The sequence below is a fragment of the Candidatus Epulonipiscium viviparus genome (assembly GCF_000171335.1).
In the GTDB taxonomy this organism is placed as follows: domain Bacteria; phylum Bacillota; class Clostridia; order Lachnospirales; family Cellulosilyticaceae; genus Epulonipiscioides; species Epulonipiscioides viviparus.
In genome coordinates, this window is sequence record NZ_ABEQ01000001.3 from 101,921 (window position 1) to 119,207 (window position 17,287).

General features: G+C 36.6%; 19 protein-coding genes. 16 read left to right on the top strand and 3 right to left on the bottom strand.

Annotated elements, in window-relative coordinates; all coding sequences use genetic code 11:
• Positions 1–6: 6 nt before the first annotated feature.
• Together EPU_RS00270 and EPU_RS00275 are read right to left on the bottom strand one after the other, a co-directional pair.
• Positions 7–699: a DUF4397 domain-containing protein gene (locus EPU_RS00270; RefSeq protein WP_029487700.1), complete on the bottom strand. Its 693-nt coding sequence runs from the start codon at positions 697–699 to the stop codon at positions 7–9.
• A gap of 196 nt (positions 700–895) precedes the next feature.
• Positions 896–2,185 (bottom strand): SO_0444 family Cu/Zn efflux transporter, encoded by a 1,290-nt coding sequence (locus EPU_RS00275; RefSeq protein WP_010165712.1) that lies wholly within the window; start codon positions 2,183–2,185, stop codon positions 896–898.
• Positions 2,186–2,539: 354 nt separating this feature from the next.
• On the opposite strand from EPU_RS00275, the gene EPU_RS00280 reads away from it, so the two are divergent.
• Positions 2,540–3,961: an alanine/glycine:cation symporter family protein gene (locus tag EPU_RS00280; RefSeq protein WP_242650825.1), complete on the top strand. Its 1,422-nt coding sequence runs from the start codon at positions 2,540–2,542 to the stop codon at positions 3,959–3,961.
• A 143-nt stretch (positions 3,962–4,104) separates the two neighbouring features.
• On the opposite strand, the gene EPU_RS00285 is transcribed toward EPU_RS00280, so the two are convergent.
• Positions 4,105–5,607, bottom strand: coding sequence for a hypothetical protein (locus EPU_RS00285; protein ID WP_029487702.1), 1,503 nt, complete (start codon positions 5,605–5,607; stop codon positions 4,105–4,107).
• Positions 5,608–5,791: 184 nt separating this feature from the next.
• On the opposite strand from EPU_RS00285, the gene EPU_RS00290 reads away from it, so the two are divergent.
• The 15 genes from EPU_RS00290 to EPU_RS00360 all read left to right on the top strand — a co-directional run.
• Positions 5,792–6,904: a hypothetical protein gene (locus EPU_RS00290; RefSeq protein ID WP_010165714.1), complete on the top strand. Its 1,113-nt coding sequence runs from the start codon at positions 5,792–5,794 to the stop codon at positions 6,902–6,904.
• Positions 6,905–7,070: 166 nt separating this feature from the next.
• Positions 7,071–11,543, top strand: coding sequence for a type VII secretion protein EssC (gene essC / locus EPU_RS00295; protein ID WP_029487703.1), 4,473 nt, complete (start codon positions 7,071–7,073; stop codon positions 11,541–11,543).
• A gap of 55 nt (positions 11,544–11,598) precedes the next feature.
• Entirely contained in the window at positions 11,599–11,853 is a 255-nt protein-coding gene (locus EPU_RS00300; RefSeq protein WP_010165716.1) for an EsaB/YukD family protein, read from the top strand.
• Positions 11,854–11,865: 12 nt separating this feature from the next.
• Positions 11,866–12,147 carry a hypothetical protein gene (locus EPU_RS00305; protein WP_010165717.1) on the top strand — a complete coding sequence of 94 codons (282 nt, stop codon included), beginning with the start codon at positions 11,866–11,868 and terminating at the stop codon, positions 12,145–12,147.
• A complete protein-coding gene (locus EPU_RS00310) occupies positions 12,148–12,444 on the top strand; it encodes a hypothetical protein (protein WP_010165718.1) in 297 nt (98 codons plus the stop codon). It begins immediately after the preceding gene.
• A 39-nt stretch (positions 12,445–12,483) separates the two neighbouring features.
• Positions 12,484–12,786: a WXG100 family type VII secretion target gene (locus tag EPU_RS00315; RefSeq protein ID WP_010165719.1), complete on the top strand. Its 303-nt coding sequence runs from the start codon at positions 12,484–12,486 to the stop codon at positions 12,784–12,786.
• A gap of 27 nt (positions 12,787–12,813) precedes the next feature.
• A complete protein-coding gene (locus EPU_RS00320; RefSeq protein ID WP_010165720.1) occupies positions 12,814–13,116 on the top strand; it encodes a WXG100 family type VII secretion target in 303 nt (100 codons plus the stop codon).
• A 57-nt stretch (positions 13,117–13,173) separates the two neighbouring features.
• Entirely contained in the window at positions 13,174–13,461 is a 288-nt protein-coding gene (locus tag EPU_RS00325; RefSeq protein ID WP_010165721.1) for a WXG100 family type VII secretion target, read from the top strand.
• A gap of 434 nt (positions 13,462–13,895) precedes the next feature.
• Complete coding sequence (locus tag EPU_RS00330; RefSeq protein WP_010165722.1) at positions 13,896–14,198, top strand: WXG100 family type VII secretion target; 303 nt, start codon at positions 13,896–13,898, stop codon at positions 14,196–14,198.
• A gap of 57 nt (positions 14,199–14,255) precedes the next feature.
• Complete coding sequence (locus EPU_RS00335) at positions 14,256–14,543, top strand: WXG100 family type VII secretion target (protein ID WP_010165723.1); 288 nt, start codon at positions 14,256–14,258, stop codon at positions 14,541–14,543.
• A 434-nt stretch (positions 14,544–14,977) separates the two neighbouring features.
• The gene (locus EPU_RS00340) at positions 14,978–15,280 is read left to right on the top strand and encodes a WXG100 family type VII secretion target (RefSeq protein WP_010165722.1); all 303 of its coding nucleotides are present in this window, start codon (positions 14,978–14,980) and stop codon (positions 15,278–15,280) included.
• A gap of 57 nt (positions 15,281–15,337) precedes the next feature.
• Positions 15,338–15,625, top strand: coding sequence for a WXG100 family type VII secretion target (locus tag EPU_RS00345; protein WP_010165723.1), 288 nt, complete (start codon positions 15,338–15,340; stop codon positions 15,623–15,625).
• A 106-nt stretch (positions 15,626–15,731) separates the two neighbouring features.
• Positions 15,732–16,034 carry a WXG100 family type VII secretion target gene (locus tag EPU_RS00350; protein WP_010165724.1) on the top strand — a complete coding sequence of 101 codons (303 nt, stop codon included), beginning with the start codon at positions 15,732–15,734 and terminating at the stop codon, positions 16,032–16,034.
• A gap of 57 nt (positions 16,035–16,091) precedes the next feature.
• A complete protein-coding gene (locus tag EPU_RS00355; protein ID WP_010165725.1) occupies positions 16,092–16,379 on the top strand; it encodes a WXG100 family type VII secretion target in 288 nt (95 codons plus the stop codon).
• 438 nt (positions 16,380–16,817) lie between these two features.
• The coding region (locus EPU_RS00360) for a DUF6382 domain-containing protein (protein WP_010165726.1) at positions 16,818–17,287 on the top strand (470 nt) is incomplete at its 3' end.

Below are 17,287 nucleotides of genomic sequence, written 5' to 3' on the forward strand. Positions count from 1 at the left end.
TGCACATTAAATTTTAGATTTTCTGGGTATTTTTTCCTTTGTTTTGGCTAATTTTTTGGATGAGTTTTTCGTATTTGAAAGCACAGATAAGTTATTACCTACATATGACGTTCTATCGATATTTGATAACAATTTGTATGTTTTTTGGGCATCGTCATAGCGTATAAAAAGAGTGTATATCCGAAATTTTTTTGATTTCGGCAGTGCTAAACGAATAGTTTGATGCTCAAGGTCGGTGATTTCTAAGTAATATTTCTTTGCAGGATCCAATATGGAATAGGAACTTACATTTGTATATGAATTTTTGAGAAGRATCGGAGGATCTATTTCTGTACATAACGCTACCGAATGGATTTCCTTTGCAAAGTTACCAAATCTCGCGGCATAGTATATATCTTTAAATGACATATTTCTTTCCTCAGAAAGTATACATTTAAAAGCAGATTCATCTTTAGATTTTTTGGAAATAGCAAACATATAACTAGCGCCAGGTCGTAAATTTACTCGCTTTATCACAATAACATCAYTAGTTAGCCTATTGATTACAGAAATATTATGAAAGCCCGAGGAAATTGGTCTATAGTTTTTAATTTTTTCTGGAAAGAGTTGCTTGAGATGCGTTTTTTCTTCGACCAAAATAGCAATGGGCTGGTCAGTAAAATTGATATAAGCAATATGAGAAATTTCTTTGTTTTTCATATTAAGGCCTCCATAATGTTATTTTTATAAGTATATGGTAAAAATCCCTGTTAATTCTATTTAATTTTTTGTAATAAGYAGGACAAAGAGCAACATCTAGAGAGATAGATCAAAGGATATGTAAATAAGGAAAAATATGGCATAARTTGCAACAAAAAAAAACTCCCCATAGTTAAATGGAGAGAAGAACATCTGYTTATGCCGCAATTTTGTTAGCGCGTTTTGTATTAAATTGTTTTACGAGACTTYTAATAAYTAGTAAACCAAAAACTATAGCAATTACGGTGCGATATAAATCATGGCCATGAAGATGAGCATGAACTGATTCTATTATTACATTTGAGTTAAATAAAGAGATCATAGCGTCTAAAAATAATCCGCAAACTACACTAGATATGGCAATGCAAGTTAAGTATATAGCCATTGTTTTTTTACCCAAGCTTTTGAACAGTATGGAAAGAGATGCGATATTGGTAACCGGACCAGCAAACAAAAATACAAACGCGGCTCCAGGAGAAATTCCCTTCATCATCAAAGATACTGCAATAGGGATAGACGCCGTAGAGCACACATACATCGGAATCCCGATCACCAGCATGATAAGCATAACTAATATAGGTGACTGAATACTAGCAATCCAAGTTTCGGGAAGAGAGGTACTGATCAACGCCGCAATTATRAGGCCAATTACRAGATTGACGGCAATTTCGTCTAAAAAATCTCCAAATCCATAGGTAAATATACTAACTACTTTAGCTTTAAATGAAGGTTCAGCCGGTGTCGCATCATGAGAACAGCAAGAGTGAGCCGCTTTGGCCGGTGYCGCATCATGAGAACAGCAAGAGTGAGCCGCTTTAGCCGGTGTCGCATCATGAGAACAGCAAGAGTGAGCCGCTTTGGCYGGTGCCGCATCATGAGAACAGCAAGAGTGAGCCGCTTTGGCCGGTGCCGCATCATGAGAACAGCAAGAGTGAGCCGCTTTAGCCGGTGTCGCATCATGAGAACAGCAAGAGTGAGCCGTTTTGGCCGGTGCCGCATCATGAGAACAGCTACAATTAGTTTTTACTTTATATTGAACTGACTCTTTTTTACAAAATTTGTTTGTAACTATTCCAGAAAAAATTCCAGAAATGAAGGCTGCAACAGCTCGAAAAATAGCAAACACAGGGCCCATCATTCCGTATGTTGCAATAATACTATCCACGCCGGTTTGTGGTGTAGAAGTAAGAAAACTTACGACGGCACCTTTGCTAGCGCCATTTTCACCCAGATACAAAGCTGTTGGGACAACTCCACATGAGCATAATGGAAGCGGAACCCCAACAACCGAAGCTTTGATTACTGATTTTGTGTCATCGTTTCCAACATGCTTTAGTACGGTTTCTTTTTTCACAAATGCGTGTAAAATACCAGTAAAAATTATTCCGATGACTAAATAAAATGACATATCAACGAACAGATGCCATAGATTATTGATATACTCCATTCAATATCCTCCCTCTAAATTATATATTTATATAGTACTCTGCCCTTAACAATGTTGTCAATAATTTTATATCCATTATTTTTTTAGAATAATTTTGAGCGCTTAATTTTTTTGAAACATTTTTTGATTTTACTTGCAATTTCAAAAATAATGTATATAATGTAAAACTATAAATATAATAGTAGTGAAAGCCGCTATTACAAGCATAGATTCATTATAACAACCAGCTTTGAAAACAATAGTGGCAAACAAGATGCAAGCTAAATCTTCCGTACAACCAAAGTATATTTAATTGCGGTAGATGATAAATGCGCATCTTTTTTGTGTCGCAAAAAAATGTTGGAGGGATATAATATGACAGATTTTTTGATAACAATTGATGATATTGTATGGGGAGTTCCACTGATTGTATTAATACTATTTTGTGGAATCAGTTTAACCATAAAACTGCGAGGAATTCAAGTTACACAACTGGGGCAAGCATTAAAATATATGTTAAAAAATGAGCACGGTGGCGTTGGCGAGATCTCCTCTTTTGCCGCATTATGTACCGCACTTTCAGCGACGATAGGAACAGGAAATATTATCGGAGTCGCATCTGCCATTGCGGCGGGCGGACCAGGAGCATTGTTTTGGATGGAAGTCGCTGCGTTCTTTGGGATGGCTACAAAATATGCCGAAGGTTTTTTGGCTATAAAATATCGTGAAATTAAAAAAGACAATCGCGTTTTGGGTGGACCGTTTTATTACATAGAAAAAGGGATGGGAGTTAAGTTTAAGTGGCTAGCAAAATGCTTTGCGGTTTTTGGAGCTCTTGCAGGCTTACTAGGCATCGGAACCATAACTCAAATCAATGGCATAACCTCCGCGGCGCAAAACTTTTTCGATCCACAACAAGCGGGTGTAGTTTTTCATATAGGAGAAAACGCAATCACTACTACTACCATCGTAGTCGGGCTTGTCGTAACCGTATGTGCAGCGTTGGTAATTATTGGAGGCATCAAACGTATTTCGACAATCGCTGCAGTTGTTGTTCCTTTTATGGCAATCGTCTATCTGGTTATGGGAATTTTCATTATTGCGTTTAACATCGACTTAGTTCCTTCCGCATTATCAGCCATAGTGGTGGGAGCGTTCAATCCTCAGGCCGTGATGGGAGGAGTAATTGGGGTCACAATAAAAACTGCCATTCAAAAAGGAGTGGCACGCGGAATTTTTTCAAACGAGTCCGGTTTGGGATCTGCGCCAATTGCCGCTGCCGCCGCTTCTACAAAAGATCCAGTTCGCCAAGGTCTAGTTACAATGACCGGAACTTTCATCGATACAATCATCATATGTACTATAACAGGATTGGCCGTTGTTATAACCGGTGCGTGGCTTCCGGAGTTGGGTCTTGAGGGGGCCGAAATCACACTTTACGCTTTTAGCGAGGCGCTACCTTTTTCATCAACGGTCAGTTCTTTTCTATTAATGAGCTGCTTAATATTTTTTGCCTTCACCACCATTTTGGGTTGGGACTATTACGCTGAAAAATGTATTGAGTATTTAACCGATGGCAACACAAAAGTCGTTCAGTGCTATAGATGGTTATATATAGCAATGATATTTATTGGACCATACATAACAGTAGCAGCAGTATGGACCATTGCAGACATTTTCAACGGATTGATGGCGATTCCAAATACTATCGCGCTGATTGCGTTATCCAARATTGTAGCAAGCGAGACCAACAGTTACATTGCAAAGGCAAAAAACAAAAAATCGTTATATCCATAATAAAAGCTCCAGTTATCTCTCCTATTTCGCATGGGAGAGATTTTTATTTTTACATTGGCAGCTCTTCCAGCATCTGAAGTTGCGGCCCYKGCAATAGCGACCGCGGTTTCTGTTCTCTCCTCTATTTTACATGGAAAAAATTGTTACATYGGTGGTGGAGACATAGGCGCATCAAAAGTAGCCATATTTTGCATAAAGGCCTCTTTCGCTTCTTTGAATGGTTTGGATTTTGGATACGCACCGTAAGTAGGATCATGAGGTTGATGAGTAGCGGGAGGATCTTCTTTGGCCACAAAGGGGGCGCTCTTTAGCATGCCTGGCTGAGGCCCTTGCATCTGAGGTTGCGGCTCCGGCATTTGCGATTGATATGAGTTATACATCTGAGGTTGCGGCTCCGGCATCTGCGATTGATATGAATTATGCATCTGAGGTTGCGGYCCTTGCATTTGCGATTGATATGAGTTATGCATCTGAGGTTGCGGTCCTTGCATYTGTGATTGATATGAGTTATGCATCTGAGGTTGCGGCCCTTGCATCTGTGATTGATATGAGTTATGCATCTGAGGTTGCGAATTCTTCGTTTGAAGTTGCGTAGTTAATTGTTGAACTTGTTGTTGCAATAGTATGAGCTGTTGTTGGTATCTTATATTTATTCCTTCTATTAACATGTCGAGCTCTATGTTCTCTTCCAAATCGGGATGGATTCCAATTGTATCAATCGCAGAGATAACAGCAAGCCGTATCGTGGTCGTGATTTGCGCAAAAAGATGAGTTGCTTGAATAGAGTTCTTAATCGTCGCGCTAAACTTTGTGAATACGATATCATTTTGTAATGAGCTCTTTGCCGGAGTACTAAATGTTTGCGCACCATCTATAGAAAGAGCTGTATATAAAATATTTCCATCGACAAAATTAACCCAGATACAATCAATATATTTAAACATCGTTGCATCTTCAAATCGTACGACTGTTGCGACTATCGCTTCTGATGTTGTAGTTTTATATATCAACTGATTCTGACCATACATATTTTGTAGGTATAGTACGTGTATCTGATCGTCAATAATACAAGCATCATATTGTAATATTGGCATGGCGGCAGAAACGATCGTTTGCAATGTTGGCTCTGCCAAACCGATTGTTAGACATTGAATCTCGGTAGCATTTTGTTCTTCCTGGAATAATATATATATATGGTCATTATTTGATAAACACATAAAAGTAGGAGCGGTAAAATTTGTAATTACGGATTCTACCGCCGATTGCAAGCCATTAAGTGTTTGCCGTAGTAAAGTATTGGTATTTGACAGGTTGTCATACGCTGTGTAGAAAAGATGCAGTATATTATTGAAATATATTAGTTGAAAATTCTCAAAAGTGAAAGGTCCATCAGACTCTTCAAATAATAGTGCACGTTTTGGTTGGTTATTTTGATATATTATATAGATAATTTGCCCTTTCAAATTTTTTACTATCAAGTGGATTAAACCCTTTGTATCTATGGTGGCGCAAAACTCATCAGTGATGTTGCTGAGTAAAGTAACTGGACGACTGATTCCTGTTGCAGAAAAGCTTTGGGCCACAAGACTTTGCTTGTTTTTTTCGATTTTAGTAAATAAATTTTCGGACTGGCATAAAAAAACCATACTATCATCTCCTTTTATACATAATATTGAATATAAAAAAAAATATACTACAATTGTAACCCTTAAGCTTGCCCACTCATATATTAGATATTGGGAGTGACATTTATATAATTAGACATCCATTGTCGGGGAGTTGGTTGCCCGTACAAAAGGAAGTAGATATAATTAATAGGAGGTATAAATTATGAGTTGTGGATGTAATAACGTAAATAGCAATTTGAATAGAGCTGTGATAACTAATAATATTAACACAGTAAATGGTGAAACCAAGCACTTTAGTAACGCTGGAATCTGTAATATTTGCCATCCTTTGGCTACTGAAATCCCAACAGTCGGAATCGCGTCACCGATCGAAGATGCTGGGTATTGCCCGCCAATTGGAGAGCCAAAATTATTAACTTTGATGGCTCCAGCTGTATATGATGAAAGCGGCTTTAATCTTTGCCGTACAATTAAGTTAGCAGACTTTGTTAATGCCTGCGATGGTCCTATGAGCCGAACAACAGACCTTTTGTTTGATGGACTGACAGTAAACGATCTCAAAAAAGCAACCCATCTTCAAGTYCAAGTTGTTGATATAGATTTTAATTTTGTTTGCCCTAAGAGTTCRCGATTTTCTGATATCAAGCCAGCGAAGAATAACCCAAATATTTCTCGAGTAACATTAAGAGATATCGATGTAACGATAGCGGTAAAAGTAATTGATAACAATTGTAGAGTATGTAAAGAAGGAATGATGACTTTACGATATTTACCAGGTGAAAATTGCCCAGGTTATGACGAAGATACTAATCCAGCAAACGTTGCAATTGATTTATATACTCCGTATGGAGTTGCATTTGCGGCAGAAAATCCTGCAGGATGTAATAAATTAGTTCCGATCGTAAATTATGTAGGATTCGTAGGATCAGATCTTTGCCAAGGTTGTGTGCAAGATTATGGGGTAATGCCATTATCAGGAGATGGCAGTGTTGACCAATATAAATATCTTCCATCTACCCATACCTTCAAAACTTTTGAACCAAACAATGGCCTTACCCAAGGTATTTCAGCTCAGGGACTTGCCAAAGTTATTAGCGGAGATGATGAATATCTGGCGATTGGTCTTACACTTTACTTTAAAGTAGTTTATTTTGTACAATACAAGTTTAATCACGAAGGACTTTGTGTACCGCCGAAATTTGCAGTAGCAGGAAATCTTGAAACTAAGAGTTGCTTGTCATTTGTAGAAGGAGATCTTTTAGAGCAAAATATTTTGCCGCTTAGTGTTTGTATTCCTCCAAAGTCTTATTCTTAAGTAATAATRTTTAAAATAAAAGGTGTGACTTCGTGTTGCATCTTTTTTTTATGTATGGATTAAATTTTCATTGACAATCTTTGGAATAAAAGATAAAATTATGGAGCATACCAAGAGGTAAAAATTGTAAAAACATTTAATAATTATTTAGATAGGGAGGTAAAGAATGGAATTTATTTTAAGAATTTTTATGCGACAAAAAATTAGAGACATTAGAATTGTGGGGAGACAAAAGTTATATCTTGTATTTACCATAGATGGAGATGTCAAGGTTATGCATAAAAGAATTGCGGCTTCTCAGTATTCAGTGTGTGTACGTAAGGGGCAGTGGATTTTGCAGGATCTTAGAAAGGGTAACAAACAAGTGGAGCCGCTTCGAGGAATTGTACCAATAGAAGCGACGTTGAAACTTTCAATAACTGTATATGCTTTTAATTCGCACAATGTTTACAATATACCKACTCCGGATTCTGGCAGATTGCTTATTGGTCGTAGCGAACATACTGATCTTATGATTAGAAATAAATTAGTTTCAGATCCACATGTGGAATTGAATTATGCTAAAGGAGAATGGAGTTTTTTAGATATAGAAAGTAGTAATGGTACATATATTAATGATTATAAAATGTCTTCTGGAGTTATCAAAAAAACAGATGTACTAAAATTTGCTTTTTGCCAGATCATTATTACCGAAAATGGGTTGATTTTAATAACCGAAGACCCAGTTATGCTGCAATATAATTCTCGAGTTGTAGAGCAGAGATTTGTGACCGATATAGATAAACCGTATCCACTAAAATTAAACCGTTCACCAAGACTGAAACGACAAATTCAGCGTGAATTAATAGAAATACAAGCTCCGCCACCGCTAAGTAATACTCCAGAAATCAATTGGTTGACTGTATTGTTAGGGCCAGCCCTTACTATATTAGCAATGGTGGGGATAGTATTTTTGATACCAATACCAGAAGGACAAAATAGAAATCTGACAATGCTATATTATAGCGTACCTATGTCGACAATTGCAGTTCTTATGGGATTTTTAAGATATGGGTCACAAAAGAAACAATACAAGAAAATGATGGATTTACGAGAGTATAAATATCAAGAATATCTTACAGAGCAGGTAGATTATATTGAATCATTATTAGAAGACCAACGTGAAATTTTGTCCAATACTTTTCCATCTGTTACAGAATGCGTTATGCTGGCCATTAGACGTGATACTCGACTTTGGAATCGCGCACAATATGATGAAGATTTCATGACTTTATCTGTGGGGCTAGGCACAATTGCAGCAGATATCCAGGTAAAAGTTCCAAAGCAATCGATATTACTTAAAGAAGATGTTCTGTTAAAACGCGCGCAAGAGCTAGACCATAAGTTTGAGGTAAATGAACACTGTCCAATATTAATGCATTTGGGCAAACATAGATCGTGTGGCATTATAGGGGATCGAATAAAATCAATACAGCTGACTAAAAATCTAATCATGCAAGCGGCAACATCGCATAGCTATCTGGATTTAAAAATTGTTATCATTAGCGATCCCAACGAAGCAGATGAGTGGGAGTTTGCAAAGTGGCTTCCRCATATATTTGATAAAAATCGTAGTAAACGTTATTTTGTAACTAATAAACAACATGCCAATATTATTTTAAACGACCTCAAAGAAGAACTCACTCAGTATAACAATGCAGTTGTTGCAGCAAATTCRCGTACATTTGAYAAAAAGGCTCAGGATATTGCAGAGATTCCACACTATTTATTTATTTGCGCATCGGTAGAATTTTGTCTTAATCATCCAATATTTCCATTTATCATGAAAAACGARCTCAATATTGAATGTTTATTATTGTTTAATGAAATTCATATGCTACCTCCTGATTGTCATTATATAGCAGATTTCTCTAATAGAAAGCCTATATTCTACACAAAGACKAACATTGCGGAAATGAAAGAGTTTACACTAGAAACAACCGCAAAGTTTGAGGATTTTGCAAGAAGCATCGCACCACTGAGATTTGAAACTAGCGAAGATACACTAAAGCTTCCAGACGGAATTACATATCTTGAAGGTTATGGAGTTCAAAAAGCCGAAGAATTGCCAATAGAAAAATTGTGGGCATCTGGAATGCCAGAAAAATCAATGAGCGTACCTGTAGGGATCGGGGTCAATGGCGAATGGTTTGAATTTGATATTCATGAGAAAAAGAGTGGCCCTCATGGACTTGTTGCTGGGATGACAGGCTCTGGAAAATCAGAAATGGTCCAAACCTGGATATTGTCTATGGCAACTTATTTTTCGCCTAGCAGTATAAACTTTGTGCTTATAGATTTTAAAGGTACAGGACTAATCTTACCATTTAAGAATATTCCTCATTTGGCAGGCACCATTTCTAATATCGATAAAAACATTGGCCGTAATTTGATTGCKTTGGAGCGAGAACTTAGCAGAAGGCAGCAATTGTTTAATGCCTGCGATGTGCAAAATATTACGCAATATCTGAATGCCTATCGAGAAGGAAAAGTAACCGAGCCGTTACCATATATGTTTATTATTATCGATGAGTTTGCAGAATTTAAGATGCAGTTTCCAGATTTTATGCGTGTTATTGACAGTGTATTTGGAATTGGGCGTACGCTAGGGGTTCATATAATCTTACTGACTCAAAAACCTGGAAACGTTGTAACCGACAAAATGAACTCTAATACTAGATTTAGATGGTGCCTAAAAGTAGCCAGTTCTGGAGACAGTAACGATATGATTAAGAGACCTGATGCCGCAAAGATTACAAGACCTGGTAGAGCGTATGTGAAGGTTGGAGAAGACGAAATTTTTGAACAAACGCAATCTTTTTGGAGTGGAGCACCATATAATCCAAATAGGAGCTTAACACCACAGATGAAGACAGATGTTTCGCTAATTGATAATATTGGACAACGAACTAAAGTGATAGTCCACAAGAAAAAAGTTAAAGCAACCAAAACCGAAATAGATGCAGTAGTTGATTATTTGCGAGAATATACTATTGAGAAAAACATTCCATTTGCAACACAAGTATGGACCGAAAAAATGCCATTTACAATTTATCTGAAGCCTCTGATTAAACATTCATTTAATGGTGGTTGGCCAAAATATGAAGGTGGGCTTAAACCGATTATTGGCATGGTAGATGATCCTCGAAATCAGTCGCAGTATCCTCTTGTATTAAATTTAACAGAGCAAGGTCACGCGGTTATATATGGGTCACCTGGAAGCGGAAAGACTACATTGATTCAAACACTTATTATGTCGATTGTCTTATCTTATAGTCCAAAAGATGTACAAATTTATATCATGGATTTTGGTGGAGGAAGTTTGGGAATGTTTAAGCAGTTTCCACATGTAGGCGGCATTGCTCTTGGAGATGAATCCGAAAAAATCATGAAGCTATCTGAGATGCTGTTAAAGATGTTAAAGGARCGTAAAAAGCTATTTGCAGCACAATCAATTCTCAGTATAGCATCTTATAGAGAAGCCGTAGGAACTGATATAGCAGAAGTGGTATTATTATTGGATAACTTTGCACCAGTTTTAAGTACATACCCAGATTTATCAGATATGTTTGGGTTGTTAACTCGCGAAGGTAGTAGCTATGGAATATACGTAATTATAACAGGAGGCAATATGAATGCCATTAGCTATCGTATTAGCCAAAACATTGTTCAGACTCTGTGTCTAATAATGCCTGATAGAGGAGAATATACAACAATTGTGGGACGTACAGAAGGTGTAGAACCAGAAAATACTCCGGGACGCGGATTAATAAAAGCCAAACCTCCTCTAGAGTTCCAGATCGCATTGCCATTTGAAGATGAAGYGGAAAGCAAACGTGCGACAGGTATTAAAGCATTGGCGGCACAAATGGATCARAGCTGGGATGGAGCTCGCCCTGCAATTATCCCTACGATGCCAGATATTGTGACTTTAGTAGATTACCCTACTGATAAGCTATTTTTGGGTCTAACTTACTCAGATTACAGCAAAGTTGAAGTGGACATAAAATCAAAACAATTTTTTACAATTTCTACTAAGAAAAAAGCGCCCGAACTGTTCGAATTAATTTATAGTCAAATTGCAAAAAAAGTAGATTATGAAGAATATTTAATTTATGGCGATAATACAATTAATATTGAAAGTACTATTAGAGCCAGTGAAGATTTTGACATAGCAATAGCAAATTGGATGCCGCGTTTGCAAGAACGTAAAATGGCCATCGCCAACGGTCCGCTTGACGAAAAACAATATCCATATATGTTTTTAGCAATTTATGATTTAGAAAATTGTTTTGATAAAGCCACCGACGAAACAATGAAGAGATTATTTGCGATCGCTAATTTAGGAGAAAGCCTAAATGTTATAGTGTTATTGCAAGGATTGGCCGCATCGATAGTAAAATTAGCTACTGCAGGAGATGTATTTACTAGTGCCATGGTAAATAAACGTTGCGCATTGATATATAACGGTTGTGCAAGTGACCATAATGTATTTAAGCTCAATTTGCCGTATACTGAAGTCAAGGTAGATTTAGCCGCTGAAGATGCGTATGTGGTATTAGGAGATGAAGTCGAAAAAATCAAATTGGTATCTATATGATAGAAAAATTAAATTAAAAATACAATAAGAATACAAATAAATTATGAGGTGAAAAATGAAACCCTGTGAAGAAGTGATAGTAACTTTGAAGTTTGAATTTCAAGAAATAGATATGGAATTACCTACATTTATGTCTTGGGGGACATTGAGTCAAAAAATATTGGAATGTTTGCGAGAAAACGAATCGCGAAAATATGCTCCTTTCACAAGGCTTACAGCAACTCATGCAGGAACCCCTTTAATTGCGACTGATACTTTGGCTTCTCGTGGCATATGGGATGGCAGTGTATTGTTTTGCATATTAGGATAGGAGGCAAGTGTGATGACTAATACGACCAAACAAGTCAATCAGCTTAAAAATTGTGTAAGTGATGTTTCTTTAGTGCAAAATTTTTTGAATATGTTAGAAACAGATGCTGGTAAAGAATGGGAAGGRAAGAGTGCGACAGCTTGGAAAAACGCATTATCGAAGCAGAAAGAAGCAGTTATAAGTTTAATTGATGAAATGGAACAAGTTATTACTACGATTGAACGAGTAACAGACAAAATCAGAGCCGAGGAAATACGTGAAATGGAAAAAAGACATGAAAAGGAGGACAGATAATTGCGTTCCACAATTAAAGTAGACTTTGGTCATATATCGAAGCTTAAGAAGAGATTAGCACGACAAGTTGATGAACTAGGAATAGTCTGCCAAAACATATCCTACGTTAGTCATACACTAGATAATAAGGTGATGGCACGAGAAAACATTGATTATAAACTGGCGCAACTGCAAGYAAAGTTTCAAAAATTACATGATAATTTATTAAATCTTGCTGATGTGTTAGGAAAAACTATAGAGGAGTTTTCGCAAATAGAACGAGAGATAGCCCAAAAATCTAAAGAATTGGCAAAATGATAAAAAATTTATACATCCAGGAAAAGGAGGGACTGAATAATGGCAAATTTAATTCAAGTGACGCCAGAAGAACTTCGAAATCGCGCACGAGATGTACGACAATATCGAAGTCAAAACGACGAAGTGATGACAGATATTTCCATATTAATTAGAAGTTTAAACGATATTTGGGAAGGTGAAGCGCAACGGGCATATGAGGCAAAATTATCGACTTTACAATCAAAATTTAATGAATTTTCTGATAAGATAGAAGCATACGCAAAAATGATGGACATGACAGCAGACGGATTAGAACAAACAGATATTCGAATAAGTAGCGCTATTAACAGCTTTAATATTTAAGTAAGGTTTTTATAAGGAGGAATTATAATGGCAGATTTAATTCAAGTAACACCTAGCGAACTAAGAGAAAGAGCAAAGGACGTGCGGACATATAGAACAGACAACGATACCGTATTAGCTGATATTGCAGCATTGATCCGGGGATTAAACGAAATCTGGGAAGGTGAAGCTCAGCGGGCTTTCGAAGCAAAATTTAATAACGTTCAATCTAAATTTGTAACTTTTTCTGAGGAAATAGAAAAATATGCTAAAATGATGGAGAGGGCAGCAGACGGCCTAGAATTCACTGATCAAGATTTAAGTAGTAAAATTAACAATTACAATATATAGAATCAGATCGAAAGTATACAGACTTTTGAGAGATCATAAAAATAAGGAGGATTTATTATGGCAGTAATTAAAGTAACAGCAGACGTTTTAATGAGCAAAGAATTAGAAGCAACTGCTCTTGTCGCAGAACATGGAGAAGCAATCGAAAAAATCCGGCAACTAGTATACCAATTGAGTCCAATGTGGCAAGGCGATGCGCAAGTGGCTTTCATGAGAATTTTTGAAGAAATGGAACCTACGTTTAAAGAATTTAATACAACATTGGATGGATATATCGAGCTCATGCATATGACAGCAGAAGAGTTTAGACGCAGCGATACAGAAATTGGCTCAAGCTTTGTGTAAAAATTTGATATATCGAGCTTATGCATAGACGGCAGAAGAGTTTAGACGCAGCGATACAGAAATCGGCTCAAGCTTTGTGTAAAAATTTGATATATCGAGCTTATGCATAGACGGCAGAAGAGTTTAGACGCAGCGATACAGAAATCGGCTCAAGCTTTTCGTAAAAATTTTATATATCGAGCTCATGCATAGACGGCAGAAGAGTTTAGACGCAGCGATACAGAAATCGGCTCAAGCTTTGTGTAAAAATTTGATATATCGAGCTTATGCATAGACGGCAGAAGAGTTTAGACGCAGCGATACAGAAATCGGCTCAAGCTTTTCGTAAAAATTTTATATATCGAGCTCATGCATAGACGGCAGAAGAGTTTAGACGCAGCGATACAGAAATTGGCTCAAGCTTTTCGTAAAAATTTTATATAGGAGGAATTATAATGGCAGATTTAATTCAAGTAACACCTAGCGAACTAAGAGAAAGAGCAAAGGACGTGCGGACATATAGAACAGACAACGATACCGTATTAGCTGATATTGCAGCATTGATCCGGGGATTAAACGAAATCTGGGAAGGTGAAGCTCAGCGGGCTTTCGAAGCAAAATTTAATAACGTTCAATCTAAATTTGTAACTTTTTCTGAGGAAATAGAAAAATATGCTAAAATGATGGAGAGGGCAGCAGACGGCCTAGAATTCACTGATCAAGATTTAAGTAGTAGAATTAACAATTACAATATATAGAATCAGATCGAAAGTATACAGACTTTTGAGAGATCGTAAAAATAAGGAGGATTTATTATGGCAGTAATTAAAGTAACAGCAGACGTTTTAATGAGCAAAGAATTAGAAGCAACTGCTCTTGTCGCAGAACACGGAGAAGCAATCGAAAAAATCCGGCAACTAGTATACCAATTGAGTCCAATGTGGCAAGGCGATGCGCAAGTGGCTTTCATGAGAATTTTTGAAGAAATGGAACCTACGTTTAGAGAATTTAATACAACATTGGATGGATATATCGAGCTTATGCATATGACAGCAGAAGAGTTTAGACGCAGCGATACAGAAATTGGCTCAAGCTTTGTGTAAAAATTTGATATATCGAGCTTATGCATAGACGGCAAAAGAGTTTAGACGCAGCGATACAGAAATCGGCTCAAGCTTTGTGTAAAAATTTGATATATCGAGCTTATGCATAGACGGCAGAAGAGTTTAGACGCAGCGATACAGAAATCGGCTCAAGCTTTTCGTAAAAATTTGATATATCGAGCTTATGCATAGACGGCAGAAGAGTTTAGACGCAGCGATACAGAAATTGGCTCAAGCTTTGTGTAAAAATTTGATATATAGAGCTTATGCATAGACGGCAGAAGAGTTTAGACGCAGCGATACAGAAATTGGCTCAAGCTTTTTGTAAAAATTTGATATATCGAGCTTATGCATAGACAGCAGAAGAGTTTAGACGCAGCGATACAGAAATTGGCTCAAGCTTTTCGTAAAAATTTTATATAGGAGGAATTATAATGGCAGATTTAATTCAAGTAACACCTAGCGAACTAAGAGAAAGAGCAAAGGACGTGCGGACATATAGAACAGACAATGATACCGTATTAGCTGATATTGCAGCATTGATCCGGGGATTAAACGAAATCTGGGAAGGTGAAGCTCAGCGGGCTTTCGAAGCAAAATTTAATAACGTTCAATCTAAATTTGTAACTTTTTCTGAGGAAATAGAAAAATATGCTAAAATGATGGAGAGGGCAGCAGACGGCCTAGAATTCACTGATCAAGATTTAAGTAGTAGAATTAACAATTACAATATATAGAATCAGATCGAAAGTATACAGACTTTTGAGAGATCGTAAAAATAAGGAGGATTTATTATGGCAGTAATTAAAGTAACAGCAGACGTTTTAATGAGCAAAGAATTAGAAGCAACTGCTCTTGTCGCAGAACACGGAGAAGCAATCGAAAAAATCCGGCAACTAGTATACCAATTGAGTCCAATGTGGCAAGGCGATGCGCAAGTGGCTTTCATGAGAATTTTTGAAGAAATGGAACCTACGTTTAGAGAATTTAATACAACATTGGATGGATATATCGAGCTTATGCATATGACAGCAGAAGAGTTTAGACGCAGCGATACAGAAATTGGCTCAAGCTTTGTGTAAAAATTTGATATATCGAGCTCATGCATAGACGGCAGAAGAGTTTAGACGCAGCGATACAGAAATTGGCTCAAGCTTTTCGTAAAAATTTTATATAGGAGGAATTATAATGGCAGATTTAATTCAAGTAACACCTAGCGAACTAAGAGAAAGAGCAAAGGACGTGCGGACATATAGAACAGACAATGATACCGTATTAGCTGATATTGCAGCATTGATCCGGGGATTAAATGAAATCTGGGAAGGTGAAGCTCAGCGGGCTTTCGAAGCAAAATTTAATAACGTTCAATCTAAATTTGTAACTTTTTCTGAGGAAATAGAAAAATATGCTAAAATGATGGAGAGGGCAGCAGACGGCCTAGAATTCACTGATCAAGATTTAAGTAGTAGAATTAACAGTTACAATATATAGAATCAGATCGAAAGTATACAGACTTTTGAGAGATCGTAAAAATAAGGAGGATTTATTATGGCAGTAATTAAAGTAACAGCAGACGTTTTAATGAACAAAGAATTAGAAGCAAGTGCTCTTGTCGCAGAACACGGAGAAGCAATCGAAAAAATCCGGCAACTAGTATACCGGTTGAGCCCAATGTGGCAAGGCGATGCGCAAGTGGCTTTCATGAGAATTTTTGAAGAAATGGAACCTACGTTTAGAGAATTTAGAACAACATTGGATGGATATATCAATCTCATGCATACGACAGCAGAAGATTTTAGACGTAGCGATACAGAAATTGGCTCAAGCTTTGTGTAAAAATTTGATATATCGATCTCATGCATACGACAGCAGAAGAGTTTAGACGCAGCGATACAGAAATCGGCTCAAGCTTTTCGTAAAAATTTGATATATCGAGCTTATGCATAGACAGCAGAAGAGTTTAGACGCAGCGATACAGAAATCGGCTCAAGCTTTTCGTAAAAATTTGATATATCGAGCTTATGCATAGACGGCAAAAGAGTTTAGACGCAGCGATACAGAAATTGGCTCAAGTTTTGTGTAAAAAGTGTGAATAATATACTATACGAAGAATTCAAAGTTATTAATACATCAATGTAAACTAAACTCCATGTAAAAAACTATGTGACCTTCTATTCCTAAAATAGGAGGTTATATTTTTATGAAATTATAAATAATATTAATGTATTATAAAAAATACTAGAGATTTATTTAAAATTAAAAGAGAGGTGAATTATGAACAGTTCGATATTTGGAAAATCACAAAATACAGTAACTGTTACTATATCTTCTGATATGACCTTAGATACAATGGCATATAGAGCTCTAAATGGTGATAGACCCCCCTTTTTGGTGCCATATGTAATAGATAATATCAATGGGGAAGTGATTTTGTCTTATAATATAGACGAAAGAATGTCTTTGGAAAAATTATCAAAAGAATTTAGTGCAACTGAACTGTTTAGAGTGTATAAAAGTATTATAGAAAGTCTCATTCAATGTGGTGACTGGTGCTTTAATAATACAAACTTTTGTCAAAATACTAATTACATTTTTGTAGATTGGCCGTCTCAAACAGTAAAATTTATATACGCACCAGTAAGAGAATATACCCAAGATGTATCTGTTACCAAAAAAATGTTATTACAATTATTAAACAATTGCCAAGATGTGTCCAATCTTGATTTAATGAAATTTTATAGATA

What these genes read in the sequence shown, in the direction of transcription:
- EPU_RS00325 (WP_010165721.1), top strand. Translation starts at nt 13,174, where the DNA reads ATGGCAGTAATTAAAGTAACAGCAGACGTTTTAATGAGCAAAGAATTA.
- EPU_RS00300 (WP_010165716.1), top strand. Translation starts at nt 11,599, where the DNA reads ATGAAACCCTGTGAAGAAGTGATAGTAACTTTGAAGTTTGAATTTCAA.
- EPU_RS00355 (WP_010165725.1), top strand. Translation starts at nt 16,092, where the DNA reads ATGGCAGTAATTAAAGTAACAGCAGACGTTTTAATGAACAAAGAATTA.
- EPU_RS00340 (WP_010165722.1), top strand. Translation starts at nt 14,978, where the DNA reads ATGGCAGATTTAATTCAAGTAACACCTAGCGAACTAAGAGAAAGAGCA.
- EPU_RS00350 (WP_010165724.1), top strand. Translation starts at nt 15,732, where the DNA reads ATGGCAGATTTAATTCAAGTAACACCTAGCGAACTAAGAGAAAGAGCA.
- EPU_RS00320 (WP_010165720.1), top strand. Translation starts at nt 12,814, where the DNA reads ATGGCAGATTTAATTCAAGTAACACCTAGCGAACTAAGAGAAAGAGCA.
- EPU_RS00330 (WP_010165722.1), top strand. Translation starts at nt 13,896, where the DNA reads ATGGCAGATTTAATTCAAGTAACACCTAGCGAACTAAGAGAAAGAGCA.
- EPU_RS00335 (WP_010165723.1), top strand. Translation starts at nt 14,256, where the DNA reads ATGGCAGTAATTAAAGTAACAGCAGACGTTTTAATGAGCAAAGAATTA.
- EPU_RS00315 (WP_010165719.1), top strand. Translation starts at nt 12,484, where the DNA reads ATGGCAAATTTAATTCAAGTGACGCCAGAAGAACTTCGAAATCGCGCA.
- EPU_RS00345 (WP_010165723.1), top strand. Translation starts at nt 15,338, where the DNA reads ATGGCAGTAATTAAAGTAACAGCAGACGTTTTAATGAGCAAAGAATTA.